The sequence below is a fragment of the Lacrimispora sp. genome, assembly GCF_047605665.1.
GTDB lineage: Bacteria > Bacillota > Clostridia > Lachnospirales > Lachnospiraceae > Lacrimispora.
In genome coordinates this window covers 228,443-248,196 of sequence record NZ_JASGFH010000003.1, presented here as the reverse complement: position 1 = coordinate 248,196, position 19,754 = coordinate 228,443, and the positions used below count along the sequence as shown (strand labels likewise).

Here is a 19,754-nt window from a genome sequence, read left to right as displayed (position 1 = left end):
AGATGGATAAGGTAAAACTGGGAATTATCGGAATTGGAAACATGGGAACCAACCACAGCAAGAGCCTGATAGAGGGCAAGGTTCCTGAACTGGAACTGGCTGCAGTCGCAGACCGTGAGGAGAGCAGAAGGGATTGGGCAAGGGAAAATCTGCCGGAATCCGTTACCGTTTTTGAAGAGGGAAAGGATTTGATCGAGTCGGGAGTATGCGACGCGGTTCTCATTGCAGTGCCTCATTATCAGCATCCGGAGCTGTCCGTCATGGCCTTAAGCCAGGGGCTTCACGTTCTTTGTGAAAAGCCTGCCGGGGTGTATACAAAGCAGGTCAGGGAGATGAACGAAGCGGCAGAAAAAAGTGACCGTGTCTTTGCCATGATGTTCAACCAGAGAACCAACTGCATCTACCGGAAAATGCATGAGCTGGTCACAAGCGGTGAGCTGGGAGCCATCAAGCGGGTCAACTGGATTGTAACGGACTGGTACAGGACCCAGTCTTATTACGATTCCGGAAGCTGGAGAGCCACTTGGGATGGGGAAGGCGGAGGCGTTTTATTAAACCAGTGCCCTCACAACATGGACTTGATCCAGTGGATCTGCGGAATGCCGAACAAGGTTCAGGCCTTCTGCCACAACGGGAAATGGCATGATATTGAGGTTGAAGACGATGTGACCGCTTATTTAGAGTACCCTAACGGTGCCACAGGAGTCTTTGTCACCACCACCGCCGATGCTCCGGGCACCAACCGTTTTGAAGTCACCCTGGAAATGGGAAAGCTGGTCTGTGAAAACGACAAGCTGACCCTTCACAAGCTGGCTGTCAATGAGCGCACCTTCTGTAAGACCGCAAAAGGCGGATTTGACACCCCTCAGTGCACAGTGACAGAGGTGGAGACAGACGGTGAGAATGAACAGCACGTAGGGGTCATGAAAGCCTTTGCAGGAAAAATTCTTCACGGGACTCCCCTGATCGCAGAAGGCGTGGAGGGAATCAGCGGCCTGACCCTGTCCAATGCCATGCATTTGTCCAGTTGGCTGAATCAGGCAGTGGAGCTGCCTTTTGACGAAGATTTGTTTTTGGAAGAGCTGAATAAACGCCGTACTTCTTCCCGGAAAAAAGCGGGAAGCGGTGTGGTATTTGATACAGAAGGAAGCTATTAAGCAGGGAAAAAGGAGAGAATGTTATGTGGAACGGAATACAGTTATCAGGTTTTGCAGATGAAATCGATATGAGCCTGGAAAAGCAGATTGAGGTGTTAAAAAAGCTGGGCATCAGCCACGTGGAAATGCGGGGTGTCAACGGAAAAGGGCTGGTGGAGCATTCCATCGAGGAGGCGAGAGAGGTTAAGAAGCGTCTTGATGGGGAGGGAATCCGCCTGTCCTCTGTAGGCTCTCCCATCGGAAAAATCAACATCAAAGACGATTTCGCCCCTCATATGGAGCTTTACAGGCATACGGTGGAAATCGCTCATGAGATGGAAACACCCAACATCCGCATGTTCAGCTTTTTCATGCCCCAGGATGAGAGCTATGAGCCTTACCGGGGGGCTGTTATGGACCGTCTGGGACAGTTCGTGGATTATGCAAAGGCCAATGATGTCCTGCTTCTCCATGAAAATGAAAAAGATATTTACGGGGATGCGGCCAGCCGCTGTCTGGAAATCATGAAGGCATTTTACGGGGATCATTTTAAGGCTGTCTTTGACTTTGCAAACTTTGTGCAGTGTAAGCAGGACACCTTAGAGGCCTATGAGCTGTTAAAGCCCTATATCGCCTATGTCCATATAAAAGATGCCTTATGGTCTGATGCCAGCGTCGTGCCTGCCGGAATGGGGGACGGCCATGTGGAAGAAATTCTGAAAATGCTGAAAAAAGAGGGATATGAGGGATTCCTGTCCTTAGAGCCCCATTTAAGCGATTTTGCTGGATTTCAAGCCTTAGAGCAGAATGCCTCCCAGAAGAAAAAACTCAGTGGGGAAGAGGCATTTACCATGGCTTATGAAGCCTTGAAGCAGATATTAGACAAGATTTAAATACGTGTCCGGGGCCTTGCGGAAAAATCTGCCAGGGTCCCGGCATTTTACGGAAATAAAAATAATCCTTGACTTTTGGAATAAAACTTTTTATAATAACAGAAATCAAACGACCACATTAAGCAAAGACGCTTAAGAACTTAAGATTCTTAGGTGATTTTTGCTTTTTTTACAGAAAAATGTCCAAAAAGAGAGGGGATGGAAGTATGCCAGACATGGTTAAAGTTGAAAACTTAAAGAAAAATTTCGGAGACTTGGAAGTCTTAAGGGATATCAGTCTTACGGTAAAAGAAGGCGAAAAGCTGGTTATCATCGGGCCCTCCGGTTCAGGAAAATCGACCTTCATCCGCTGTATTAATTACTTAGAGGAGCCGACCAGCGGCAAAGTCACCGTAGCAGGAACAGAGGTGACAAAGAAAAACCACCTGGAGATGGCGAAAAAGTATTCCTCAATGGTATTTCAGCAGTTTAACTTATACCCCCATCTCACTGTTTTGGAAAATCTCACATTGGCGCCCATGAAACTGCAGCACGTTTCCAAGGAGGAGGCAAGGAAAGACGCTATGCGATGCCTGGAACGTGTCGGCTTAAAGGAAAAGGCAGGGAACTATCCCGTCCAGCTTTCCGGCGGACAGCAGCAGAGAGTAGCCATAGCCAGAGCTTTATGCACCAAACAGCCTTTGATTCTTTTTGATGAACCAACCTCTGCTCTGGACCCTGAAATGGTTCAGGAGGTATTAAACGTTATGATAGAGCTGGCTCAGGAAAATATTACCATGATCTGTGTAACTCATGAAATGGGCTTTGCCCGCCAGGTAGCTGACCGCGTGATCTTCATGGACGGCGGCTACATTCTGGAAGAGGGAACCCCGGAACACTTCTTTACATCTCCGGAACACGACCGGACCAAAGCGTTTTTAAGCAAAATCCTTCACTAAGGACGTTGTTTAAATAATAAAAAATGAGGAGGAACAATTATGATGAAGAAAATGTTATCACTTGCACTGACCCTTGCCATGGCGGCATCCTTAACAGCCTGTGGTGGTTCAAAAGCCCCGGAGGCAACAACAGCAGCTCCTGCAGAGACCACAACAGCGGCAGGTACTACAGCAGCAGGGTCTACAGAGGCAGCAGGCGGAGCCGCAGCGGCAGACGTCCAGAAGATTATTGACCGCGGCGTTTTAAAGGTAGGCTGCAAGGTTGACATTCCGAAGTTCAGCTTACAGAACACAGCAACCGGAGAATATGAAGGCTTTGAAGATGATCTGGCATATGAGATCGCAGGAACCATCTTCGGCGTTACAGCAGCAGAAGCAAAAGAAAAGAAACTGGTAGAATTCCAGGGCGTAACCGCTAAGACAAGAGGACCTCTCCTTGAAAACGGCGAAATCGACCTTGTAATCGCTACATTCACCATCACAGCAGAAAGAAAAGAAACCTATAACTTCTCTACTCCATACTACACCGATGCTGTAGGCTTACTGGTAAATAAAGATTCCGGCATCAACTCCATCGAAGACCTGGATAAGAAGATCATCGGTGTTGCCCAGTCTTCCACAACCAAGGACGTATTCAAGAAGTATGTAGAAGAAAAAGGCTATAACGTAAATCCTGAATTCCAGGAATTTGACGGCTACCCAGCACTGGCTCAGGCTCTTGCTACCAAGCAGATCGACTGCTTCTCTGTTGACCGTGCGATTTTAGCAGGCTATGTCAATGACGGAAACCACATCTTAGACGACCGTTTCGCAGAGCAGGAATACGGAGTGGCATCTGCAAAAGAAAACACAGGGCTGGCTGCTCTGGTAGAAGAAAAGGTCACTTCCATGCTTTCTGACGGTTCTTTATTAACTCTTCAGGATACATGGGGATTACAGTAATCTGTTTCGTAAAGGAAAACTGACATGATAAAAGGTCTTTTTGATGCAAAACGCTGGGATGCCCTGTTTAAGGCATTTCCAGACTACTATATACCAGGATTTTTTATGACACTTAAAATATCATTCGTAGGGCTGGCCGTAGCGCTGGTCCTGGGAGTGGTATTCGGTATGTTTTCGGCGACGAAATTCAAACCGTTTAGAATACTTTCACGAATTTACGTGGAATTTATACAGAATACGCCTCTGGCTTTGCAGGTGATGTGCTATTATTCCGTACTCCCCATGCTGTTTTCCAGTTCAGGCTTTAGAATTCCCAAATTCGTTCTGGGAGTAATCGGGGTGGGAGTTTATCACGGCGCCTATATATCCGAGGTCATAAGGACTGGAATTGAAGCAATTCCAAAAGGCCAGTCTGAGGCTGCGGCATCCCAGGGATTTTCTTACCTGGAAACCATGTATCATATTATACTGCCCCAGACCATAAAGATTATCATGCCGCCCCTTGCAAATCAGGCTTTAAACCTGGTGAAGAACACTTCCATTCTGGCTATGGTGGCCGGTATGGACTTAATGTACTTTACCGACTCCTGGGGTGCTGAGCGCGGATACTTTGCCCAGGCATACTTTACCAGCGCCCTGATGTACTTTATTATCTGTTTCCCGCTTGCAAGGCTGGCCCGTTATCTGGAAATTCGTTCCATGCGGCTGCCGGCACCCAAAAGGCTTGACTTACAGGCGGATGAGGAGGTCGCATGAGAGAATTATTTAACCAAATATTTACAGTGGCTAATGTGACCTTTATGCTGAGGGGACTTAGAATGACAATTATGGTGGCTATCCTGGCCACCATAATCAGTATATTTTTCGGAACCCTTTTAGCCCTGATCCGGACCTATTCAGCAGGGAAATGGAGATGGGCGGGAACCCTTGTGGCTGTCTATACAGAGTTTTTCCGCTGTACGCCCAACCTTTTGTGGATACTTTGGATTTATTTTACCGTTAAGGGAAATAAGGTAGCAGTAACCGTGTTTGCCATATCCTTGTTTACCTCGGCAGTTATGGCTGAAATATTCAGGGGAGGTCTTAACTCCATTCCTCAGGGACAGTTTGAAGGGGCCCAGTCTCAGGGCTTCAGTTTCGTTCAGACCCTTTGGTATATCGTACTCCCTCAGATGTATAAGAAGGTCATTCCAGCCATGCTCAGCCAGGTAATCACAATTATCAAGGATACATCCTTCTTAAAAATGGTGGATGTGGCAGAATTCATGAGAAACAGTGCCGTTGTCATGGGAAGCATATACGATGTGCGAGGCATGTTGATGCTGTTCGCTTTTCAGGCTCTCTGTTACTTTATCATCTGCTTTGCTTTAAGCTGTGTGGTACGGGGTTACCAGAAAACCCTTGTAACCGGTTAGGGAGGGAATTTTTAAATGGAGAAGTTTACAATTACCATTGCCCGTGAGTTCGGAAGCATGGGACGTCCGATTGCCAAGGAACTGTCCAAAGAACTGGGCGTGGAAATCTATGACAGAGACATTGTGGAGGCAGTTGCCAATCAGCTGAAGCTCCCTGTTTCTACCATAAGCAATGAGGAAGAACGGGCAAAACAGGCTTTTCTTCCCCACATGTTTCCTTTGGGAACGGATGAAGATTACATGCAGGATATCATATTTGAGGTTCAAAAGGGAATCATTCTGGACCTGGCAAAAAAATCAAGCTGCATTGTAGTGGGAAGGTGTTCAGATTTTGTGCTGGCAAATGAGAAAAATACAGTCCATATTTATATCTACGCCTCCTATACAAAACGGGTGGAAAACTGCGTAAAGACTCTGGGAATGACGCCTACCGAAGCAAAACGGGCGATCGCTTCCGTTGACAAGGCCAGAAATGCCTATCACAAAAAATACGCGGGCTACTTACCCAGTGATCCCAAACATAAACATCTGATGATTGATTCCTCTCTTCTTGGCGTAACCGGTACGGCAATGATGATTGCAGGAGCTGTACGCCAGCTCTATCAGGATAAATAAATCAGAATCAATATAAGAGGCCCCTCTGGTAAATATTTTGCCATAGGGGCCTCTTATATTGACATTACGGGCTCCCGGAATTAAACTGAAGGAAAGAAGCCGGGACAGGACAGATTGCCCGGAAACATTCATATTGTGCGGCAGGAGGAGAAAGACGTGCGCTATCGGTTAAAGAAAAAACTGGTTCCACTGGAACCGGGAGAAGCAGCCATACCGGGGGAGGCCCTGGTGGAGATCATGAGCCGGGAGGAGTACCGGAAGCTCCACCATACCCGCTACCAGGATCATCTGCTCATAAAGAATCTGGAAAATGCCCGGTACAGCAGGGCCGACTTATTAAAGGACTGCATCATCGGAACCTTTGTGATTCCGGATAAAAAGGACCTGCTGGGAAGTCCGGTCATATTCGGCTATTACATGGACCGGGAAAAGCTTGTATTTGTGGATGACAGCGGGGAAGTGAAGAAAATCCTTCATGAAATACAGCGGGAGCAGATATTGGAAAAGACCAGCATCTCCCACCTGTTCTTTGAACTCTTGGAATTTCAGGTAAAGGATGAGGCGGAATTTCTGCAAAGCTATGAGGAAAGCTTAACAGAAATGGAAGACCGGATCATGAGCGGAGAGCACAGCCGGCTGGATGTCCCCGCTTCTATATTAAAGGTGAGAAAAGAGCTGGCCAGGATTTCCTCCTATTACGGACAGCTTCTCAACGTGAGCCAGACCCTGACGGAAAATTACAACGGGCTTTTAAAGGAAGAGGAATGCGCATTCTTTCGCCTGTTTGCCGGGCGCATGGAACGGCTGGTGGAGCACGGAAGGGAGCTGCGGGAATATGCCCTCCAGCTTCGGGAAATGCACCAGTCCCGGATGGAGGCCAGAAGGAACCATTCTCTTTCCTTTTTAACCATGGCAACTGCTGTATTTTCCCCTCTGACCCTGATTGCAGGCTGGTATGGGATGAACTTTAAAAATATGCCGGAGCTGAACTGGGCCTATGGGTACTTTGTATGCGTCTTCGTCAGCCTGTTTTTAATATTGGCAGAAGTCTGGTATTTTAAAAAAAGCGGCTGGTTTCGAAAATAAAAACACGGTCATGCCCTTGACATGAAAAAAGAAATCTGTTATAGTTTATGATTGTGTGAAACGAGAGGATGAAGGTCTGAAACGTGCCTGATACCTCTCGTTTTGTTTGCGAAAAGTGTGTGTGCGGCAGTCGGCAACATGGGAACCCGGCTGGCCATGAGAAAGGAATTATTCATTTATGGAGACAGTTAGATTTGATGAGTTACAGTTAGATGAGAGAATTCTGCGTGCAGTGGCAGATATGGGATTTGAGGAGGCATCTCCGATCCAGGCCCAGGCCATTCCGGTGCAGATGGAAGAAAGGGATATTATCGGCCAGGCTCAGACCGGAACCGGTAAAACAGCAGCGTTTGGAATTCCCCTTCTGCAGAAAGTTGATCCAAAATCAAAAAAGCTTCAGGCGGTTGCCCTCTGCCCTACCAGGGAGCTTGCTATCCAGGTGGCAGATGAGGTCCGCAGGCTTGCAAAATATATGCATGGCGTTAAGGTCCTCCCAATTTACGGAGGACAGGACATTGTAAAACAGATCCGTTCTTTAAAAGACGGCACTCAGATCATCATTGGAACACCCGGACGTGTGATGGATCATATGCGCCGTAAGACCGTGAAATTCGACCAGGTCAATACGGTGGTCATGGATGAAGCCGATGAAATGCTGAACATGGGATTCTTAGAGGATATGGAAACCATTTTAAGCCAGCTTCCGGAGGAGCGCCAGACCGTTATGTTCTCCGCTACTATGCCGCCGGCTATTATGGAGATCGCCAGAAAGTTCCAGAAGGAGCCTGTTACCGTTAAGGTGGTTAAGAAAGAGCTGACCGTTCCAAAAGTGACCCAGTATTATTATGAAGTGAAGCCAAAGAGCAAGCTGGAGGTTATGTGCCGTCTTCTCGATATGTATGCGCCCAAGCTTTCCGTTGTTTTCTGCAATACCAAAAAGCAGGTGGATGAGCTGGTACAGTCTCTTCAGGGACGCGGATATTTTGCAGAAGGCCTTCACGGCGATTTGAAGCAGATACAGCGTGACAGGGTCATGAACAGCTTCCGTAACGGCAAGACAGAGATACTTGTGGCTACCGACGTTGCAGCCCGTGGAATCGACGTAGACGACGTAGAAGCGGTATTTAATTACGACCTTCCCCAGGATGATGAGTATTATGTGCACAGAATCGGCCGTACAGGCCGTGCAGGCCGTGACGGTATTGCATTCAGCTTTGTGGTTGGCAAGGAGGTCTATAAGCTCCGTGACATTCAGCGCTACTGCAAGACCAAGATCGTTCCCCAGGCCATTCCTTCCTTAAATGACGTAACAGCCATTAAGGTTGACAAGGTTTTGGAGAGTGTGGCAGATACCATCAATGATACGGATTTAAGCAAGATGGTAAACATCATTGAGAAAAAGCTTCTGGAAGAAGACTACACCTCTCTCGATCTGGCAGCAGCCCTGCTTAAGATGATGCTGGGCGAGGAAAATGAGGATATCATTGATACAAGAGAACCACGTTCCCTTGACGATCTGGACAATTACAGCAGCACAGGCCGGGGACGCGGAAGAAATGGAAATGGAAGCGGAAGCGGCAATGGAAACAGCCGTGGCGGCGGCAGCAGATATGATTCCTCCTCTTCCAGAGAAGATATGGCTCGTCTGTTCATCAATATCGGAAAGAACCAGAACGTGAAGCCGGGAGATATCCTCGGAGCCATTGCCGGAGAGTCCGGAATGCCGGGAAGAATGGTTGGAAGTATTGATATGTATGATAAGTACACCTTTGTAGAAGTGCCGAGAGATACTGCGGATGCGGTATTAAAGGCTATGAAGGATGTAAAGATCAAAGGAAAAAATATCCACATGGAAAAAGCCAACGGAAAAGGCAAATAAATTTCCGGGAGCGGGACAAAAAAGGAAGAGATTATATATCTTTCCAGGAGCGTCCCGCTCCTGTTTTTTTTATTATCTTGCTTCTTGGGGGGAAAGAGGGTAAAATATTCACGAAAGCAATGAGCAGTGCGAAACGGGGCGTAAGGAAATTTTCGTTGTGCTTGCACATAAGAAAATTTGTTTATGTCCTGTTTCATAGGGCGAATGCCCGTAAGCCATGGAATCCTCCGGATTCCATGGCCTGCACCGCGGCCCTCACCCCCACAACAAGCTTTTAAACATGCAGATTGGAGAATACAACACCATGGCAGATTGGAAGAAGAATGACATCATAGAAACACTCATCGAAGATATAAGCGAAACCGGAGAAGGCATAGGAAAAACCGATGGCTTCACCTGGTTCATCAAAGATACAGTCATCGGCGACAAAGTAGAAGCCAAGGTCATGAAAACAAAAAAATCCTACGGCTTCGCAAAACTGGAACGAATCATCACCCCCTCCCCCGCCCGCATAGAGCCCCGGTGCCCGGTAGCCAGACAGTGCGGAGGATGCCAGCTCCAGGCCATGAGCTATGAAGAGCAGCTTAAATATAAAGAGAGAAAGATTTATAACAACCTCACCAGAATCGGCGGCTTCAAAGACATCCCCATGCTTCCCATCATGGGAATGGACGAGCCCTGGAGATATCGGAACAAAGCCCAGTTTCCCTGGGGACTAGACAAAGAAGGAAATATCATTGCCGGCTTTTATGCAGGAAGAAGCCATACGATTATTGGATGCGACGACTGTCTTCTGGGAGTAGAGGAAAACCGGGATGTTTTACAAAGAATTAAATCACATATGGAAAAGCACGGACTCACCCCCTACGATGAAGCATCTCATAAAGGCTTAATCCGCCACACCCTGATCCGCAAAGGATTTAAAACGGGAGAGATCATGGTCTGTCAGGTTATCAACGGAAAGAATTTACCTCATAAGGACGAACTGGTTGAAAGCCTGCTCGAAATCCCAGGAATGACCAGCATTTCCCTTAACATAAATACGGAACAGACCAATGTAATCCTGGGAAATAAAGTAGAAAACCTTTACGGTCCGGGTTACATTACAGACTACATCGGAAAAGTAAAATACCGCATTTCCCCATTATCATTTTACCAGGTAAACCCAGTGCAGACAGAAAAACTATACGGCACAGCTCTTGAATACGCAGGCCTTACGGGCGGAGAAGTCGTATGGGACCTTTACTGCGGGATCGGAACTATTTCTTTATTTCTAGCCCAGAAAGCAAAAAAAGTATATGGAGTAGAAATCGTCCCCCAGGCCATTGACGACGCCAGGGAGAATGCCAAGTTAAATGGCATCGAGAATGTGGAGTTTTTTGTTGGAAAGGCAGAAGAAGTTCTACCGGAGCAGTTTGAGAAAAATCACGTATACGCCGACGTAATCGTAGTAGACCCGCCCAGGAAAGGGTGCGATGAAGTCTGCCTGGAAACCATCGTGAAGATGGCGCCTGAGAGGGTGGTGTATGTGAGCTGCGATTCAGCCACATTGGCCAGGGATATGAGGTATTTGGCGGATAGGGGATATGAGGCGGTGAAGGTGCGGGGGTGTGATATGTTTGGGTGGAGTAGTCACGTTGAGTGCGTGGTTCTGATGCAGAATTGTGGTTTGGAAAGCAAAAAGTAGGCGTTGACCACAAGATATAGTGGTTTCAGAGTAAAAAAAGGGCTAAAATCGGGGTGAAAAATGCACGATTTTTAGCCCCTTTTTCAGCGAAAAATACTGATGCAGAACGACATTTTACAGATATGCCCCTCAAAATGATGCAGAAAAAATTTTGAGATATAGGATATTTCAGAAGAGAGATATAATAGAAAAATGGATAGGGCCGGAGAACGAAGTGCGATTTAAGCACTCTGATTCTCCGGCTTTTTTTATTTTCAGAAAGGAGAACCTATGTTAATCAGCTTAATAAATTGAAGGGGGTGAATTTCAAATGTTTATATGGGATTTCGTTCTTGGGAGCGTTATGGGCTAGATCATAGAATCATAAGTTGGATGGCGGAATGACAATGATGTAAAAGGAGAGTAGAAGATATGAAAACGATTAGTATCGAAAACGACGTTATTGTCTATTATGGCAAGCGTGTTGGTAAGGTGATAGATGGACAGGCTGTGGTTGATCCAAAATTTGAGGGAAATGAACTAAATGAGTTTTTCAATAAACAGAGTAACATCCACGGAATTAATTGGAAAGAGGGGATGTTTGATCAGCTGGCAAGCGATTCAAAAGATAACTGTGAAAGACAGGCATTGAAAAATTGTCGTGTCTGGCAGCTTCATCCAGACGCTGACATCCGGATGAAATTTTTTGGCTACGACGAAGTATGCCGGCGGTTTGGTCCGCCTGATCCAGCCAATTACCAGCAGGTGTATGATGGTGCGGTGGAAAAGAATAATCTGGAGACTCTTTATACCAAATTCAATAACGACCATCCACTCGGTTATGCCGGACATTCCCTTTCGGTGAGCGATGTGCTTGAATTATATGATGAATTCGGCAGTACCTTTTACTTTGTTGATCACCGTGGTTTCAAACAAGTCGATTTTGAACCGACCGAACAGTCAATTATGCAAGGCCCTTCAATGCAGTTTTAGCAAGTAACAAATGTTATTAGCGTTTGGATGAATAGGCACAGAAATGATACCTTTCTAATGAAAACATAGGAAGAGAGAGGCATAATCATAAATTTCATTAAAGACGTAATGGCCGGAACTGAAACTGAGCGTATAGATATGGGGTATGAGAGAAATATAGCTATGATTATTTACTAAATTCGGAACCAATTATTAAACCGGAGAATTGAGGTACAGAAATGCACTTCTATTTTCCGGCTTTTTTGTTTTGATAGAAAGGAGCAAATGATGTTAATACGCTATAAGAGAAATAAAAAACAGGCTTGTTATGATTCAGATGTCCTGATAACAACAGGAAGAATACCTTCAGATAAAAGGACTCAAGGACCATTCAAAAGCTGCGGCGATTGCCCATATCCTTCTCCTGGATTCATTTGCCACAGATCTGAGGGAAACTGTCTCAGAACCGAAATGCAGAAAATTCATCAGAAAAACAGAGTGGAGGGAAGATAATGTTAGAAATAAAGCTTAGGAAACTTGATGCCCCTTTTAATTGTACAGCAACCATTTCATTCCCTGCTTCTGAACCAGACCTGCAAGAAGAGATGGATAGACTTGGTATTGGTATTACAACTGAAAAACAATGCCTGGTTGAAGCGGTGCGCAATGAAAAGGGAGGATTGCAGGCATTGATAGGAAAACTGGTCAATGCAGATGAAATTCAATTCCTTGCTAAAAGAATGGATAGTTTTGATAAAAATGAACTAACAACCTTTTATGCAGTAGCAGAACATGAAAGGCTGGATGAGGTGAAAGATCTGATTAATCTCACCTTCAATCTCCATTGTTATTCATTAATTAACGATTTTTCTGATATTGCCGCTATTGGAAAGAAATATGAGTTAGATCGTCGTACAGAGATGACAGTGGAGGAAATAAAGAATATAGATTTTACAGCTATAGGCAGAGAACTCTTTAACAGAAAAAGAGGTGTTATCACACCTTATGGCGTTTTATATTCCACAGACAATATACCGGAGTTAGTATATGATGGTAAGAATTTTCCGAGGTATTGTTGGAGTGGAGCTGATGTGGCCACTGTTATTCTGGAACCTGAAGAAAACCCCTGCTCCGGGAATCAGGAGTATTTATATCTGCCATGCAGTGAAGTGGAGATTGATAAGGCGATAAACCGAATGGGATTAAATATCCCCTGTTACTGCACGACCCAACTGGAGTGGGATGAGTTAAATGATCAGATTTACAACCTTTTGACGGAGAAATTCTTATTGTTCGAACACCTATATACGGTAAATAAGCTGGCGGAGAATTATGCATGCTTTGATGAGGCATCACAGAAGGCTTTTCAGGCTATTGCTGAGATGGCATGCCCAGAGACTCCGGGGGAATTAGTTATACTGGCAGATAATTTCTATGAATTTGATGTAATCCCTGGAATAAAAACTTCTGAGGAATATGGAAGGTATATGATTACAGGCTCCGGTAAATATGAAATCGATGAGGATCTGACAGAATATTTTGATTTCAAGAAATATGGGGAGAAACGTATTCAAATGGAAAATGGAGTGATTACTGATTATGGTTACATTGCATACAAAGGAAACACGCCTGAGGTGGAGAAAATACTAGGTCAAAATGATTTACAGAAGATGGAGATTGGAGGAATGCATCTTTGATAAAACTTTATTTGACAAGGGGCAATAGCCGTGAAAAAGTATGTATATTTTTGCCTGCCACTCCAGGTGAGGTCGGTGAGGCATGGGGATCATTGGATTGTATAAGTGGTGATGTTGCTTCTACCCGTATAGTCAAGGTTGTCTGCGATGTGTGGGGCATAGAACAACATTTCAAGAATGCAGATATAAATGATTCCGAACAGTTCAAAAAGATGAATCAAATTGCAGAAGTCATCGGGAGTTTAAAAAATGATGGGTGCCGCATATTTGAGGGGGCTTTGGACATCGAAGATGTGAGAGATTTGGATGATGTCATAAATATTGGAGGGAGACTGGATCAATATATTCTGATTTCTAAGGCCACCAGTATTTCTGAACTAGGAGTTTTTCTTGTCCAGTCAAGCATTGTGAACTTCGATAAGAGCACTATATCTGATCCGGATTATACCCGTATCGGTGTAGAATATGGTTTAAAACATCACGGTGCATATACTCCAGGTGGTTTTGTGGCAAGACGCAATTGTGTAGAGCAGGATTTAATTAATATGGTTGATAAAGATATAAGACAAAAGTCCTGTGAAATGAAAATGGGATAACTATTTTATTATTTCTTCTTATAACCATCAGTACAAAAAATATATATAAATTTTAATTTTTTATTGGAGATATAGGTGGTTGGATAATACGATAGTTACTAAATATGCAGGAAGGAGAGCAATGGATAAACAAGAATGGGAGTGTTGGCTGTCCATTACGGCAGGTAGTACCCATAAATGGGTGGAGGATAGTATATTTCGCCTGAACGGACGGGGTGTCATGTATTACACAGGCGGAGAAGATGGTGTTTATATTCAGATATCAAAAGATGGTATATTGGAACTTGGGATTTATGAAGGTGCTTTGCCTCATATTGGTGAAGCATTTTTTGATGTAATGAAAAAGGAAAAATTTGTTGATTTTAATGAAGCATTCCAAATGGCCTGCCAAATCGGTGGAAAGAAGTTTCTGATGGATTTATTCTCAACAGACCAAGTGCCTCAGAACTTGATAGAAAATGACAGCATACAGAAAGATGATTTCTGCATGAATATGTAGCTGAAGTAAAAGCCTGTAAATAGAAAAAGAGGGATGTAAGAGATGAATGAAATAACAGTAAATGATGTCAGTAAGATGACCAATATAGAAGGTCTCGTACTTCAGGGTTGTGGTGGTGATCCTCAGGAATGGATTGACGGTATCAATAAACTTCTGACCGAACAGGGCATATTGCTGAAGGGGGATACGTTCAAAGAAGTGTCCTGTTTTAAGCATGATGGTCTCACAAACTTGATCTTTCATATGGACAGTATTGAGTTAGACCTCGGAAAGCTTGCGATATGGAGGCTTCAAACCAATGAACAGTTTGGCGGGATGTGGTTATCAGACTATTTACACAATTATCTGGGAGTCCTCCCTGATCAGAAATTGGAAACGGAAAAACCGGATTGCCCAATTATTGGTGCCGATGGGAATATCTTCAACCTGATGGGGATTGCTTCCCGGACTTTGCGAGAACATGGCATGGAAAAAGAAGCAGAAGAAATGTGTTCACGCATAAAAGAGAGTGACAGCTTTATTGTAGCACTTTCAGTGCTTATGGACTATGTAAATCTCATCAGTATTGATGAAGAGAACAAAGAGATGGGTATGGAATATGGCATGTAGGCAGGTTAAAAACATTCTGTCGGAAAGGAGCAAATACTATGTGTGTTAATCCCGGAGAAGAAAAGCAGGGAGATATTTCCCCCCCTACAGAAACGAATGGGAAACAGGAAAAAGAATCCCTGCCCGGTAATCCTAAATTTACTTTCCGTCCTGCTTTGTCAGAAGAAGCAGGGCTTTTTTATGCACTTACAAAGGAAAGGGATATAGAACTGGGAATGATTGGCCATGTGCGGATTGATTTCGGAAGTGGTGGAAAAGAGTTCTGGCATACATGGTGGCCTCGTGGAAAAGAAGATTTAAACAGCCCCCAGTTTAGAGAAGAATTGGAGGAACTGGTCAATGAACTGAGAGAAAACGGTCCTTTAAAAGATTTAAGGGCTATGTACCATTACTGTGCCAATCATAATGGTGCGATTTCAGGTGGCTGGAGGCAGAATTACGGATATGTCATGGAAACTGAAAACTACCGATATTGTCTGCGGTGTAGTCCAGGGCGAGGTGATTATCACGCATATCTGACTGCATTTGACCTGCATGTTCAGAAGATAAATATGAAACAATCCAATCCTGAGCAGGAATTTGGACTCACCGAAACAGGAAAGCAAATGCTCCAAAATGCTGCAGATCATACAAGGTCCCATAACTACAGCTGGTTTGTGTTTCAGGATTACAATACACCAGGCGAGAAGGTTGACAGAGGCCTTACACTTCCAGAAGCTATCCGAATCTATAATGATATAAATAGCAATAACAAGCGTTTGGGTGTGATGAAAGATGAAGTTGCAGCAGTGGATCTTATTATCACCTTAGATGGAAAACAGCGTTTCTTAAAGGATTATGTTTTCCTCGCAAGTTTTTCTTCCGATCCTATCATTGCCCAGGCGGTTGAAACACTAAAGAATGAAATCGTTGAACAGGTACCTGACGAAAGTATGGAACTGGGAGAGCAAACGCTATAGAATAAACCGGATGTGATAAGCTTCGGTTAAAAGCAGCTGCCAAAAATCAGAAAGATAGGAGGCTTGGAAGAATGAAATATAATTCAGATGAAGCAGAACTTATGAGGAAGAAATATCCACCAGGAACCCGCATTAAATTGATATCAATGAATGATCCTTATGATCCTGTACCGCCTGGTACAGAAGGGACTCTTGATTTTATTGATGATGCCTGCCAGATGCACATGAAATGGGATAATGGACGTACTCTGGCACTCATACCCGGAGAAGACCGCTTTTCAATTGTTTTGCCTCCCTTACAGGCGCTTAGGCTATATATGCCACTGACCATTAATGGCCATATGCGTAACGAATATGGTGATCTCGAAAATGACCTGACAGAACTTAATGCTGACCATGTTCTAAAATATGAGGATATAATTGCTTCGGAACTCCTTCGTGAACAATTACCAGAGGAAGCGGAGCGGGGGCTTATGGTCTATTACAGCGAAGATGACAGTGTAAACCGTAAAGTGAAGTCTTATGTCTTTAAGGTGGAGCGGGTAGCAAACCAACTGATGGGCGTGGCAGAATGCCAGGTTTATGGTGAATTGTCTGAGAAAGAACTGGAACAGCTTAAGGAAGATGTTTCTAATCAGGCAGCGGATGGATTAGGAAAAGGAGTAGAGCAGCGGCCTATTAAAACGGAAGAAGGGGAAATGTATGTCAGTCTGTGGAACAGTGGAAAAAGCTGGAGCCTTTTAACACAGGAAGAAATGAAACGAAATATGCAGATGGGAGGTATGAAGCTTGAGTAAAGGCAGAGAAATAAACAGACTGCCCCAGAAGTGCTTTGCGGTTCTTCCCTATGATGGAAGGCTTGTTACTATTACCCAGGGAATACCGGGATATATAAAATCGCCTCTGGATAGTGGTGACCGGTATAAAAATCGTATCATTGCAGACGAGAAAAACGATGAACTTGGCGGTGTTACACCCGCAGATGAAAAAACAATGATAAAAGGCGCTTTTTTCGGTTGGGAAATTGTAAATGCCGTGGTTGGCAGATCTGAAACACCAGATTGGATATTCCGGGTTGAGATCAGCCGTCCAGGTTTATTTGGAACCAATACAGCCACTATCGTCATGCTGCCCGCGACCCCTTACGAGTTAGCAGATGCGCTGGAAAAGGCCCGTTTAACCGATGGGAACGTCATATATTCCTCAGAGGTATGTGGCTGCAAATTGGAGTATCTTCCAAAGTATATCAGCCCGAGCGTTAACATTTATGAACTAAATCATTTGGCCCAACGGCTGAAAATACTTCAACAATGGGAACTGGACTGTTTCGAGGGTATGGTCAGGATGGAGGCTATTCGGACAGAAAATAAACCAGTTGATGTGGAACGGCTTATCAATATGACTCATAGCATGCAGGATTGCCGAATCCTTTACAATATATATGATGACCAGGCCCTTGGACAGTTTTATATGGATAACGACTTTATTTCTGAACTGACAGATTTACCTGATAAAATCTTCTCCTGGTTGGACAATGAAAAAATAGGAAAGGAGATGCATGAGGAGGAAAGGGGCATATTTACCTCCAGTGGTTATGTCGTACAAGATGCTGAGATTATCCAGATTTACAAAAGTGGAGATGCTATTCCCTGCTATATGCCTGATTATACAGTGCTGATTAAAATTAAGAGGGAGAGTGAAAATGGCTTGCGGATTGATAATCCGGTGTCAATTCTGGGACTTCCTGCCAGTGATGATGAACTGCTTCAGGCAGTGAAAAAATCTGGTGCTGCATCACTGGAGGAATGTATGCTTATAGCTGTGGATTGCATTATTCCCTTGCTGACAGAGGAGATTAATCATCATTTTGAAGAAACAGATGGCAGCAGTTACAATCTTGTTAACGAACTTTCGGAAAAACTGAAGGAATTGAATGAAGCGGGCGATTTACTTACCTACAAAGCAATACTGGAGACATGTCAGGAAAATGTTTCTTTTAAGGAGGCACTCGAACTTGCCTCCTGGACGAAGGAGTTTTCTTTGATGAAGGAACTTGCAACTCCTGTAGACTATGCACGGCTGGAACTTGAAAAGATTCCGGTTCCTTTAAGGGAAGAACTGCTTAAATGTACGGATTTATATTGTTATGGAGAGAAACTCATGGAGCATAAGGGCGCTTTTGCAACAGAATATGGAATACTTGTCTCCCATAATGGACAAACCGTAAAGCAATGTCTTGATTGCCCCGAACAGAGCATGAGAATGGGATAGAGGTGAAATAGAGAATGGATAATAAGAACTTACAGGCTGAATTTATTGATAAGGTAAATGCACTTCTTCCTTCCATAGATTTCTTAAAGCTTGATAAATCCTGTAATTCCAATGATGATGGATATGCAAAGGAAATCTTGAAAAAGTTACATGATGCATTTATTGAAGCCTACCACACAGATAACCTGGAGGAAGGCAGTTATGACTTTGTAGAACTACCTGCTGTCATAAGGGGGCGCAATACAGGGCATATCGGACTTGGAATTGTAACGCTTGATTTAGAGGCTTCAGGAGAGCACTGGGGAACCTTCTTTTTTTCACCCAAAGGTGTGATTGATCAGGGCGGCAGTAAAATGGACCCTGGTGAATTCCAATATTTATCAAATGTGTATATTCCATATGATTACTGGTATACCGTTTCTCTTGAATGTGACATTCATATCGATTTTACCTGTGTTCCCCAAAAGGTTTCTGAAATGCTGGAACACTGCCATAACAATCAGCAGGAAGAAAAACAGACTCCCGCCCGATTGGATGGAACGGTTGAAATGAGGTGAGTCTTTTGAAAAGATACCCTTATCCCTATCAATCCTGATTCTGTCACGAATTTATATTTTGATTATGCTGCATATTGCAGGAATGAAATTATGCAGGGTGGGTTACAGCCGGGTTGCCATGGCTATATTTCGAGAAATGACAAGGAGTTTGTATATCAATTTTCTAAACCATACAACCATCAACAGGGATTGTTTTTCCCTATATAATTTGTTCACTTGTGGTATAGCTATTTTCAAAAAGGTGTGGCATTGTGTTGTGCAGAAAGGAGGCGTGCATATGGAGAAAGATCTCAAGGAATTGTTGGAACAAAGCATTGAAGAACGATCACAAACCATTTTTTCACAGATACGCCAGTCTGCACCGGAATTGAATGCCAGACTTGAACGGGTTGTAGCGCTTAGCGAGGAGGTAGAGCATTGTATCAGAATCAGTGCGGAAACCAGAGAATTGATCCGCCAATTTATGTCCGAGTCTGCGGAGATAGATGCTGAATTCCAGAAAATCCTGTACATTCAGGGAGCCAGGGATTGTATCTCAATTCTTCGAGAATTGGGTGTTATAAAGTAAGACGGATAAAGATCTGTCATGTTTCATAATGAAAAAGCAGGGCCGTTTTCCCCAAAAGGGTAGCGGCCCTGCTTTTTTGTGCCTTTTTTCGGAAGATGGCCTGGGAAAAGGAGACATTTGATGTTGGACACAGAAGTTATTTCATATATGAAAAGATTCCATCATGGAGAAAATCAAGCCGCCCACAGCCGAAAGTTGGAAAAAGCGTTTGGCATCCGCAGCCGGGAACTTCGTGATGTCGTAAGCCGCTTGCGTGTAAAGGGGATTCCTATCTGCAGTTCTGATTATGGATATTTTTACGCAGCAAATGAGGAAGAACTCAACCGTACCATTCGGCAGCTTACCAGCCGGATATCAAAAATTGCACAGGCACGCAGTGGGCTGATATACGCCAGGAGCCTCTATTCAGATGATGGGCAGATATGTCTGGCGTTGGAGGGAGGTGATCATACTTGA

21 protein-coding genes are annotated in these 19,754 nt (G+C 44.3%); all 21 read left to right on the top strand.

The window, feature by feature from the left end; all coding sequences use genetic code 11:
- Nucleotides 1-2 precede the first annotated feature (2 nt).
- The 21 genes from QM657_RS03810 (at nucleotide 3) to QM657_RS03710 (ending at nucleotide 19,754) form a co-directional block, all read left to right on the top strand.
- The gene (locus QM657_RS03810; RefSeq protein WP_415065213.1) at nucleotides 3-1,157 is read left to right on the top strand and encodes a Gfo/Idh/MocA family protein; all 1,155 of its coding nucleotides are present in this window, start codon (nucleotides 3-5) and stop codon (nucleotides 1,155-1,157) included.
- 23 nt (nucleotides 1,158-1,180) lie between these two features.
- Nucleotides 1,181-2,029, top strand: a complete 849-nt coding sequence (locus QM657_RS03805) for a sugar phosphate isomerase/epimerase family protein (RefSeq protein ID WP_415065212.1) — start codon at nucleotides 1,181-1,183, stop codon at nucleotides 2,027-2,029.
- A 206-nt stretch (nucleotides 2,030-2,235) separates the two neighbouring features.
- Nucleotides 2,236-2,967 carry an amino acid ABC transporter ATP-binding protein gene (locus QM657_RS03800; protein ID WP_415065211.1) on the top strand — a complete coding sequence of 244 codons (732 nt, stop codon included), beginning with the start codon at nucleotides 2,236-2,238 and terminating at the stop codon, nucleotides 2,965-2,967.
- A gap of 39 nt (nucleotides 2,968-3,006) precedes the next feature.
- Nucleotides 3,007-3,909: a transporter substrate-binding domain-containing protein gene (locus QM657_RS03795; RefSeq protein ID WP_415065210.1), complete on the top strand. Its 903-nt coding sequence runs from the start codon at nucleotides 3,007-3,009 to the stop codon at nucleotides 3,907-3,909.
- Between the two features lie 24 nt (nucleotides 3,910-3,933).
- The gene (locus QM657_RS03790; protein WP_415065209.1) at nucleotides 3,934-4,665 is read left to right on the top strand and encodes an amino acid ABC transporter permease; all 732 of its coding nucleotides are present in this window, start codon (nucleotides 3,934-3,936) and stop codon (nucleotides 4,663-4,665) included.
- Complete coding sequence (locus QM657_RS03785; RefSeq protein ID WP_415065208.1) at nucleotides 4,662-5,324, top strand: amino acid ABC transporter permease; 663 nt, start codon at nucleotides 4,662-4,664, stop codon at nucleotides 5,322-5,324. The genes QM657_RS03790 and QM657_RS03785 overlap by 4 nt, the downstream gene beginning before the upstream one ends.
- Nucleotides 5,325-5,339: 15 nt before the next feature.
- Nucleotides 5,340-5,939 (top strand): cytidylate kinase-like family protein, encoded by a 600-nt coding sequence (locus QM657_RS03780; RefSeq protein WP_333646307.1) that lies wholly within the window; start codon nucleotides 5,340-5,342, stop codon nucleotides 5,937-5,939.
- Nucleotides 5,940-6,095: 156 nt separating this feature from the next.
- Nucleotides 6,096-7,025: a CorA family divalent cation transporter gene (locus tag QM657_RS03775; RefSeq protein ID WP_415065206.1), complete on the top strand. Its 930-nt coding sequence runs from the start codon at nucleotides 6,096-6,098 to the stop codon at nucleotides 7,023-7,025.
- Between the two features lie 178 nt (nucleotides 7,026-7,203).
- Entirely contained in the window at nucleotides 7,204-8,904 is a 1,701-nt protein-coding gene (locus QM657_RS03770; RefSeq protein WP_415065205.1) for a DEAD/DEAH box helicase, read from the top strand.
- Nucleotides 8,905-9,208: 304 nt separating this feature from the next.
- A complete protein-coding gene (gene rlmD / locus QM657_RS03765) occupies nucleotides 9,209-10,591 on the top strand; it encodes a 23S rRNA (uracil(1939)-C(5))-methyltransferase RlmD (RefSeq protein ID WP_415065230.1) in 1,383 nt (460 codons plus the stop codon).
- A 411-nt stretch (nucleotides 10,592-11,002) separates the two neighbouring features.
- The gene (locus QM657_RS03760) at nucleotides 11,003-11,563 is read left to right on the top strand and encodes a YodL domain-containing protein (protein ID WP_415065204.1); all 561 of its coding nucleotides are present in this window, start codon (nucleotides 11,003-11,005) and stop codon (nucleotides 11,561-11,563) included.
- A 491-nt stretch (nucleotides 11,564-12,054) separates the two neighbouring features.
- Nucleotides 12,055-13,239 (top strand): antirestriction protein ArdA, encoded by a 1,185-nt coding sequence (locus QM657_RS03755; protein ID WP_415065203.1) that lies wholly within the window; start codon nucleotides 12,055-12,057, stop codon nucleotides 13,237-13,239.
- Nucleotides 13,236-13,835 (top strand): hypothetical protein, encoded by a 600-nt coding sequence (locus QM657_RS03750; protein ID WP_415065202.1) that lies wholly within the window; start codon nucleotides 13,236-13,238, stop codon nucleotides 13,833-13,835. Before QM657_RS03755 ends, QM657_RS03750 begins: the two co-directional genes overlap by 4 nt.
- 121 nt (nucleotides 13,836-13,956) lie before the next feature.
- A complete protein-coding gene (locus tag QM657_RS03745; RefSeq protein WP_415065201.1) occupies nucleotides 13,957-14,334 on the top strand; it encodes a hypothetical protein in 378 nt (125 codons plus the stop codon).
- A gap of 42 nt (nucleotides 14,335-14,376) precedes the next feature.
- A complete protein-coding gene (locus tag QM657_RS03740) occupies nucleotides 14,377-14,943 on the top strand; it encodes a hypothetical protein (protein ID WP_415065200.1) in 567 nt (188 codons plus the stop codon).
- A 215-nt stretch (nucleotides 14,944-15,158) separates the two neighbouring features.
- Nucleotides 15,159-15,902 (top strand): hypothetical protein, encoded by a 744-nt coding sequence (locus tag QM657_RS03735; RefSeq protein WP_415065199.1) that lies wholly within the window; start codon nucleotides 15,159-15,161, stop codon nucleotides 15,900-15,902.
- A 71-nt stretch (nucleotides 15,903-15,973) separates the two neighbouring features.
- Nucleotides 15,974-16,699: a DUF4314 domain-containing protein gene (locus QM657_RS03730; protein ID WP_415065198.1), complete on the top strand. Its 726-nt coding sequence runs from the start codon at nucleotides 15,974-15,976 to the stop codon at nucleotides 16,697-16,699.
- Nucleotides 16,692-18,173 (top strand): antirestriction protein ArdA, encoded by a 1,482-nt coding sequence (locus QM657_RS03725; protein WP_415065197.1) that lies wholly within the window; start codon nucleotides 16,692-16,694, stop codon nucleotides 18,171-18,173. The genes QM657_RS03730 and QM657_RS03725 overlap by 8 nt, the downstream gene beginning before the upstream one ends.
- Nucleotides 18,174-18,187: 14 nt before the next feature.
- Complete coding sequence (locus QM657_RS03720; RefSeq protein WP_415065196.1) at nucleotides 18,188-18,730, top strand: hypothetical protein; 543 nt, start codon at nucleotides 18,188-18,190, stop codon at nucleotides 18,728-18,730.
- A 277-nt stretch (nucleotides 18,731-19,007) separates the two neighbouring features.
- A complete protein-coding gene (locus tag QM657_RS03715; protein WP_415065195.1) occupies nucleotides 19,008-19,298 on the top strand; it encodes a hypothetical protein in 291 nt (96 codons plus the stop codon).
- 120 nt (nucleotides 19,299-19,418) lie between these two features.
- The gene (locus tag QM657_RS03710; protein ID WP_415065194.1) at nucleotides 19,419-19,754 is read left to right on the top strand and encodes a hypothetical protein; all 336 of its coding nucleotides are present in this window, start codon (nucleotides 19,419-19,421) and stop codon (nucleotides 19,752-19,754) included.

Excerpts from the sequence above, each read along its gene's own strand:
- QM657_RS03785 (WP_415065208.1), top strand. The coding sequence starts at position 4,662 with ATGAGAGAATTATTTAACCAAATATTTACAGTGGCTAATGTGACCTTT.
- QM657_RS03730 (WP_415065198.1), top strand. The coding sequence starts at position 15,974 with ATGAAATATAATTCAGATGAAGCAGAACTTATGAGGAAGAAATATCCA.
- QM657_RS03795 (WP_415065210.1), top strand. The coding sequence starts at position 3,007 with ATGATGAAGAAAATGTTATCACTTGCACTGACCCTTGCCATGGCGGCA.
- rlmD (WP_415065230.1), top strand. The coding sequence starts at position 9,209 with ATGGCAGATTGGAAGAAGAATGACATCATAGAAACACTCATCGAAGAT.
- QM657_RS03735 (WP_415065199.1), top strand. The coding sequence starts at position 15,159 with ATGATTGGCCATGTGCGGATTGATTTCGGAAGTGGTGGAAAAGAGTTC.
- QM657_RS03810 (WP_415065213.1), top strand. The coding sequence starts at position 3 with ATGGATAAGGTAAAACTGGGAATTATCGGAATTGGAAACATGGGAACC.
- QM657_RS03720 (WP_415065196.1), top strand. The coding sequence starts at position 18,188 with ATGGATAATAAGAACTTACAGGCTGAATTTATTGATAAGGTAAATGCA.
- QM657_RS03770 (WP_415065205.1), top strand. The coding sequence starts at position 7,204 with ATGGAGACAGTTAGATTTGATGAGTTACAGTTAGATGAGAGAATTCTG.
- QM657_RS03760 (WP_415065204.1), top strand. The coding sequence starts at position 11,003 with ATGAAAACGATTAGTATCGAAAACGACGTTATTGTCTATTATGGCAAG.
- QM657_RS03740 (WP_415065200.1), top strand. The coding sequence starts at position 14,377 with ATGAATGAAATAACAGTAAATGATGTCAGTAAGATGACCAATATAGAA.
- QM657_RS03710 (WP_415065194.1), top strand. The coding sequence starts at position 19,419 with ATGTTGGACACAGAAGTTATTTCATATATGAAAAGATTCCATCATGGA.
- QM657_RS03800 (WP_415065211.1), top strand. The coding sequence starts at position 2,236 with ATGCCAGACATGGTTAAAGTTGAAAACTTAAAGAAAAATTTCGGAGAC.
- QM657_RS03715 (WP_415065195.1), top strand. The coding sequence starts at position 19,008 with ATGGAGAAAGATCTCAAGGAATTGTTGGAACAAAGCATTGAAGAACGA.
- QM657_RS03790 (WP_415065209.1), top strand. The coding sequence starts at position 3,934 with ATGATAAAAGGTCTTTTTGATGCAAAACGCTGGGATGCCCTGTTTAAG.
- QM657_RS03745 (WP_415065201.1), top strand. The coding sequence starts at position 13,957 with ATGGATAAACAAGAATGGGAGTGTTGGCTGTCCATTACGGCAGGTAGT.
- QM657_RS03805 (WP_415065212.1), top strand. The coding sequence starts at position 1,181 with ATGTGGAACGGAATACAGTTATCAGGTTTTGCAGATGAAATCGATATG.
- QM657_RS03780 (WP_333646307.1), top strand. The coding sequence starts at position 5,340 with ATGGAGAAGTTTACAATTACCATTGCCCGTGAGTTCGGAAGCATGGGA.
- QM657_RS03755 (WP_415065203.1), top strand. The coding sequence starts at position 12,055 with ATGTTAGAAATAAAGCTTAGGAAACTTGATGCCCCTTTTAATTGTACA.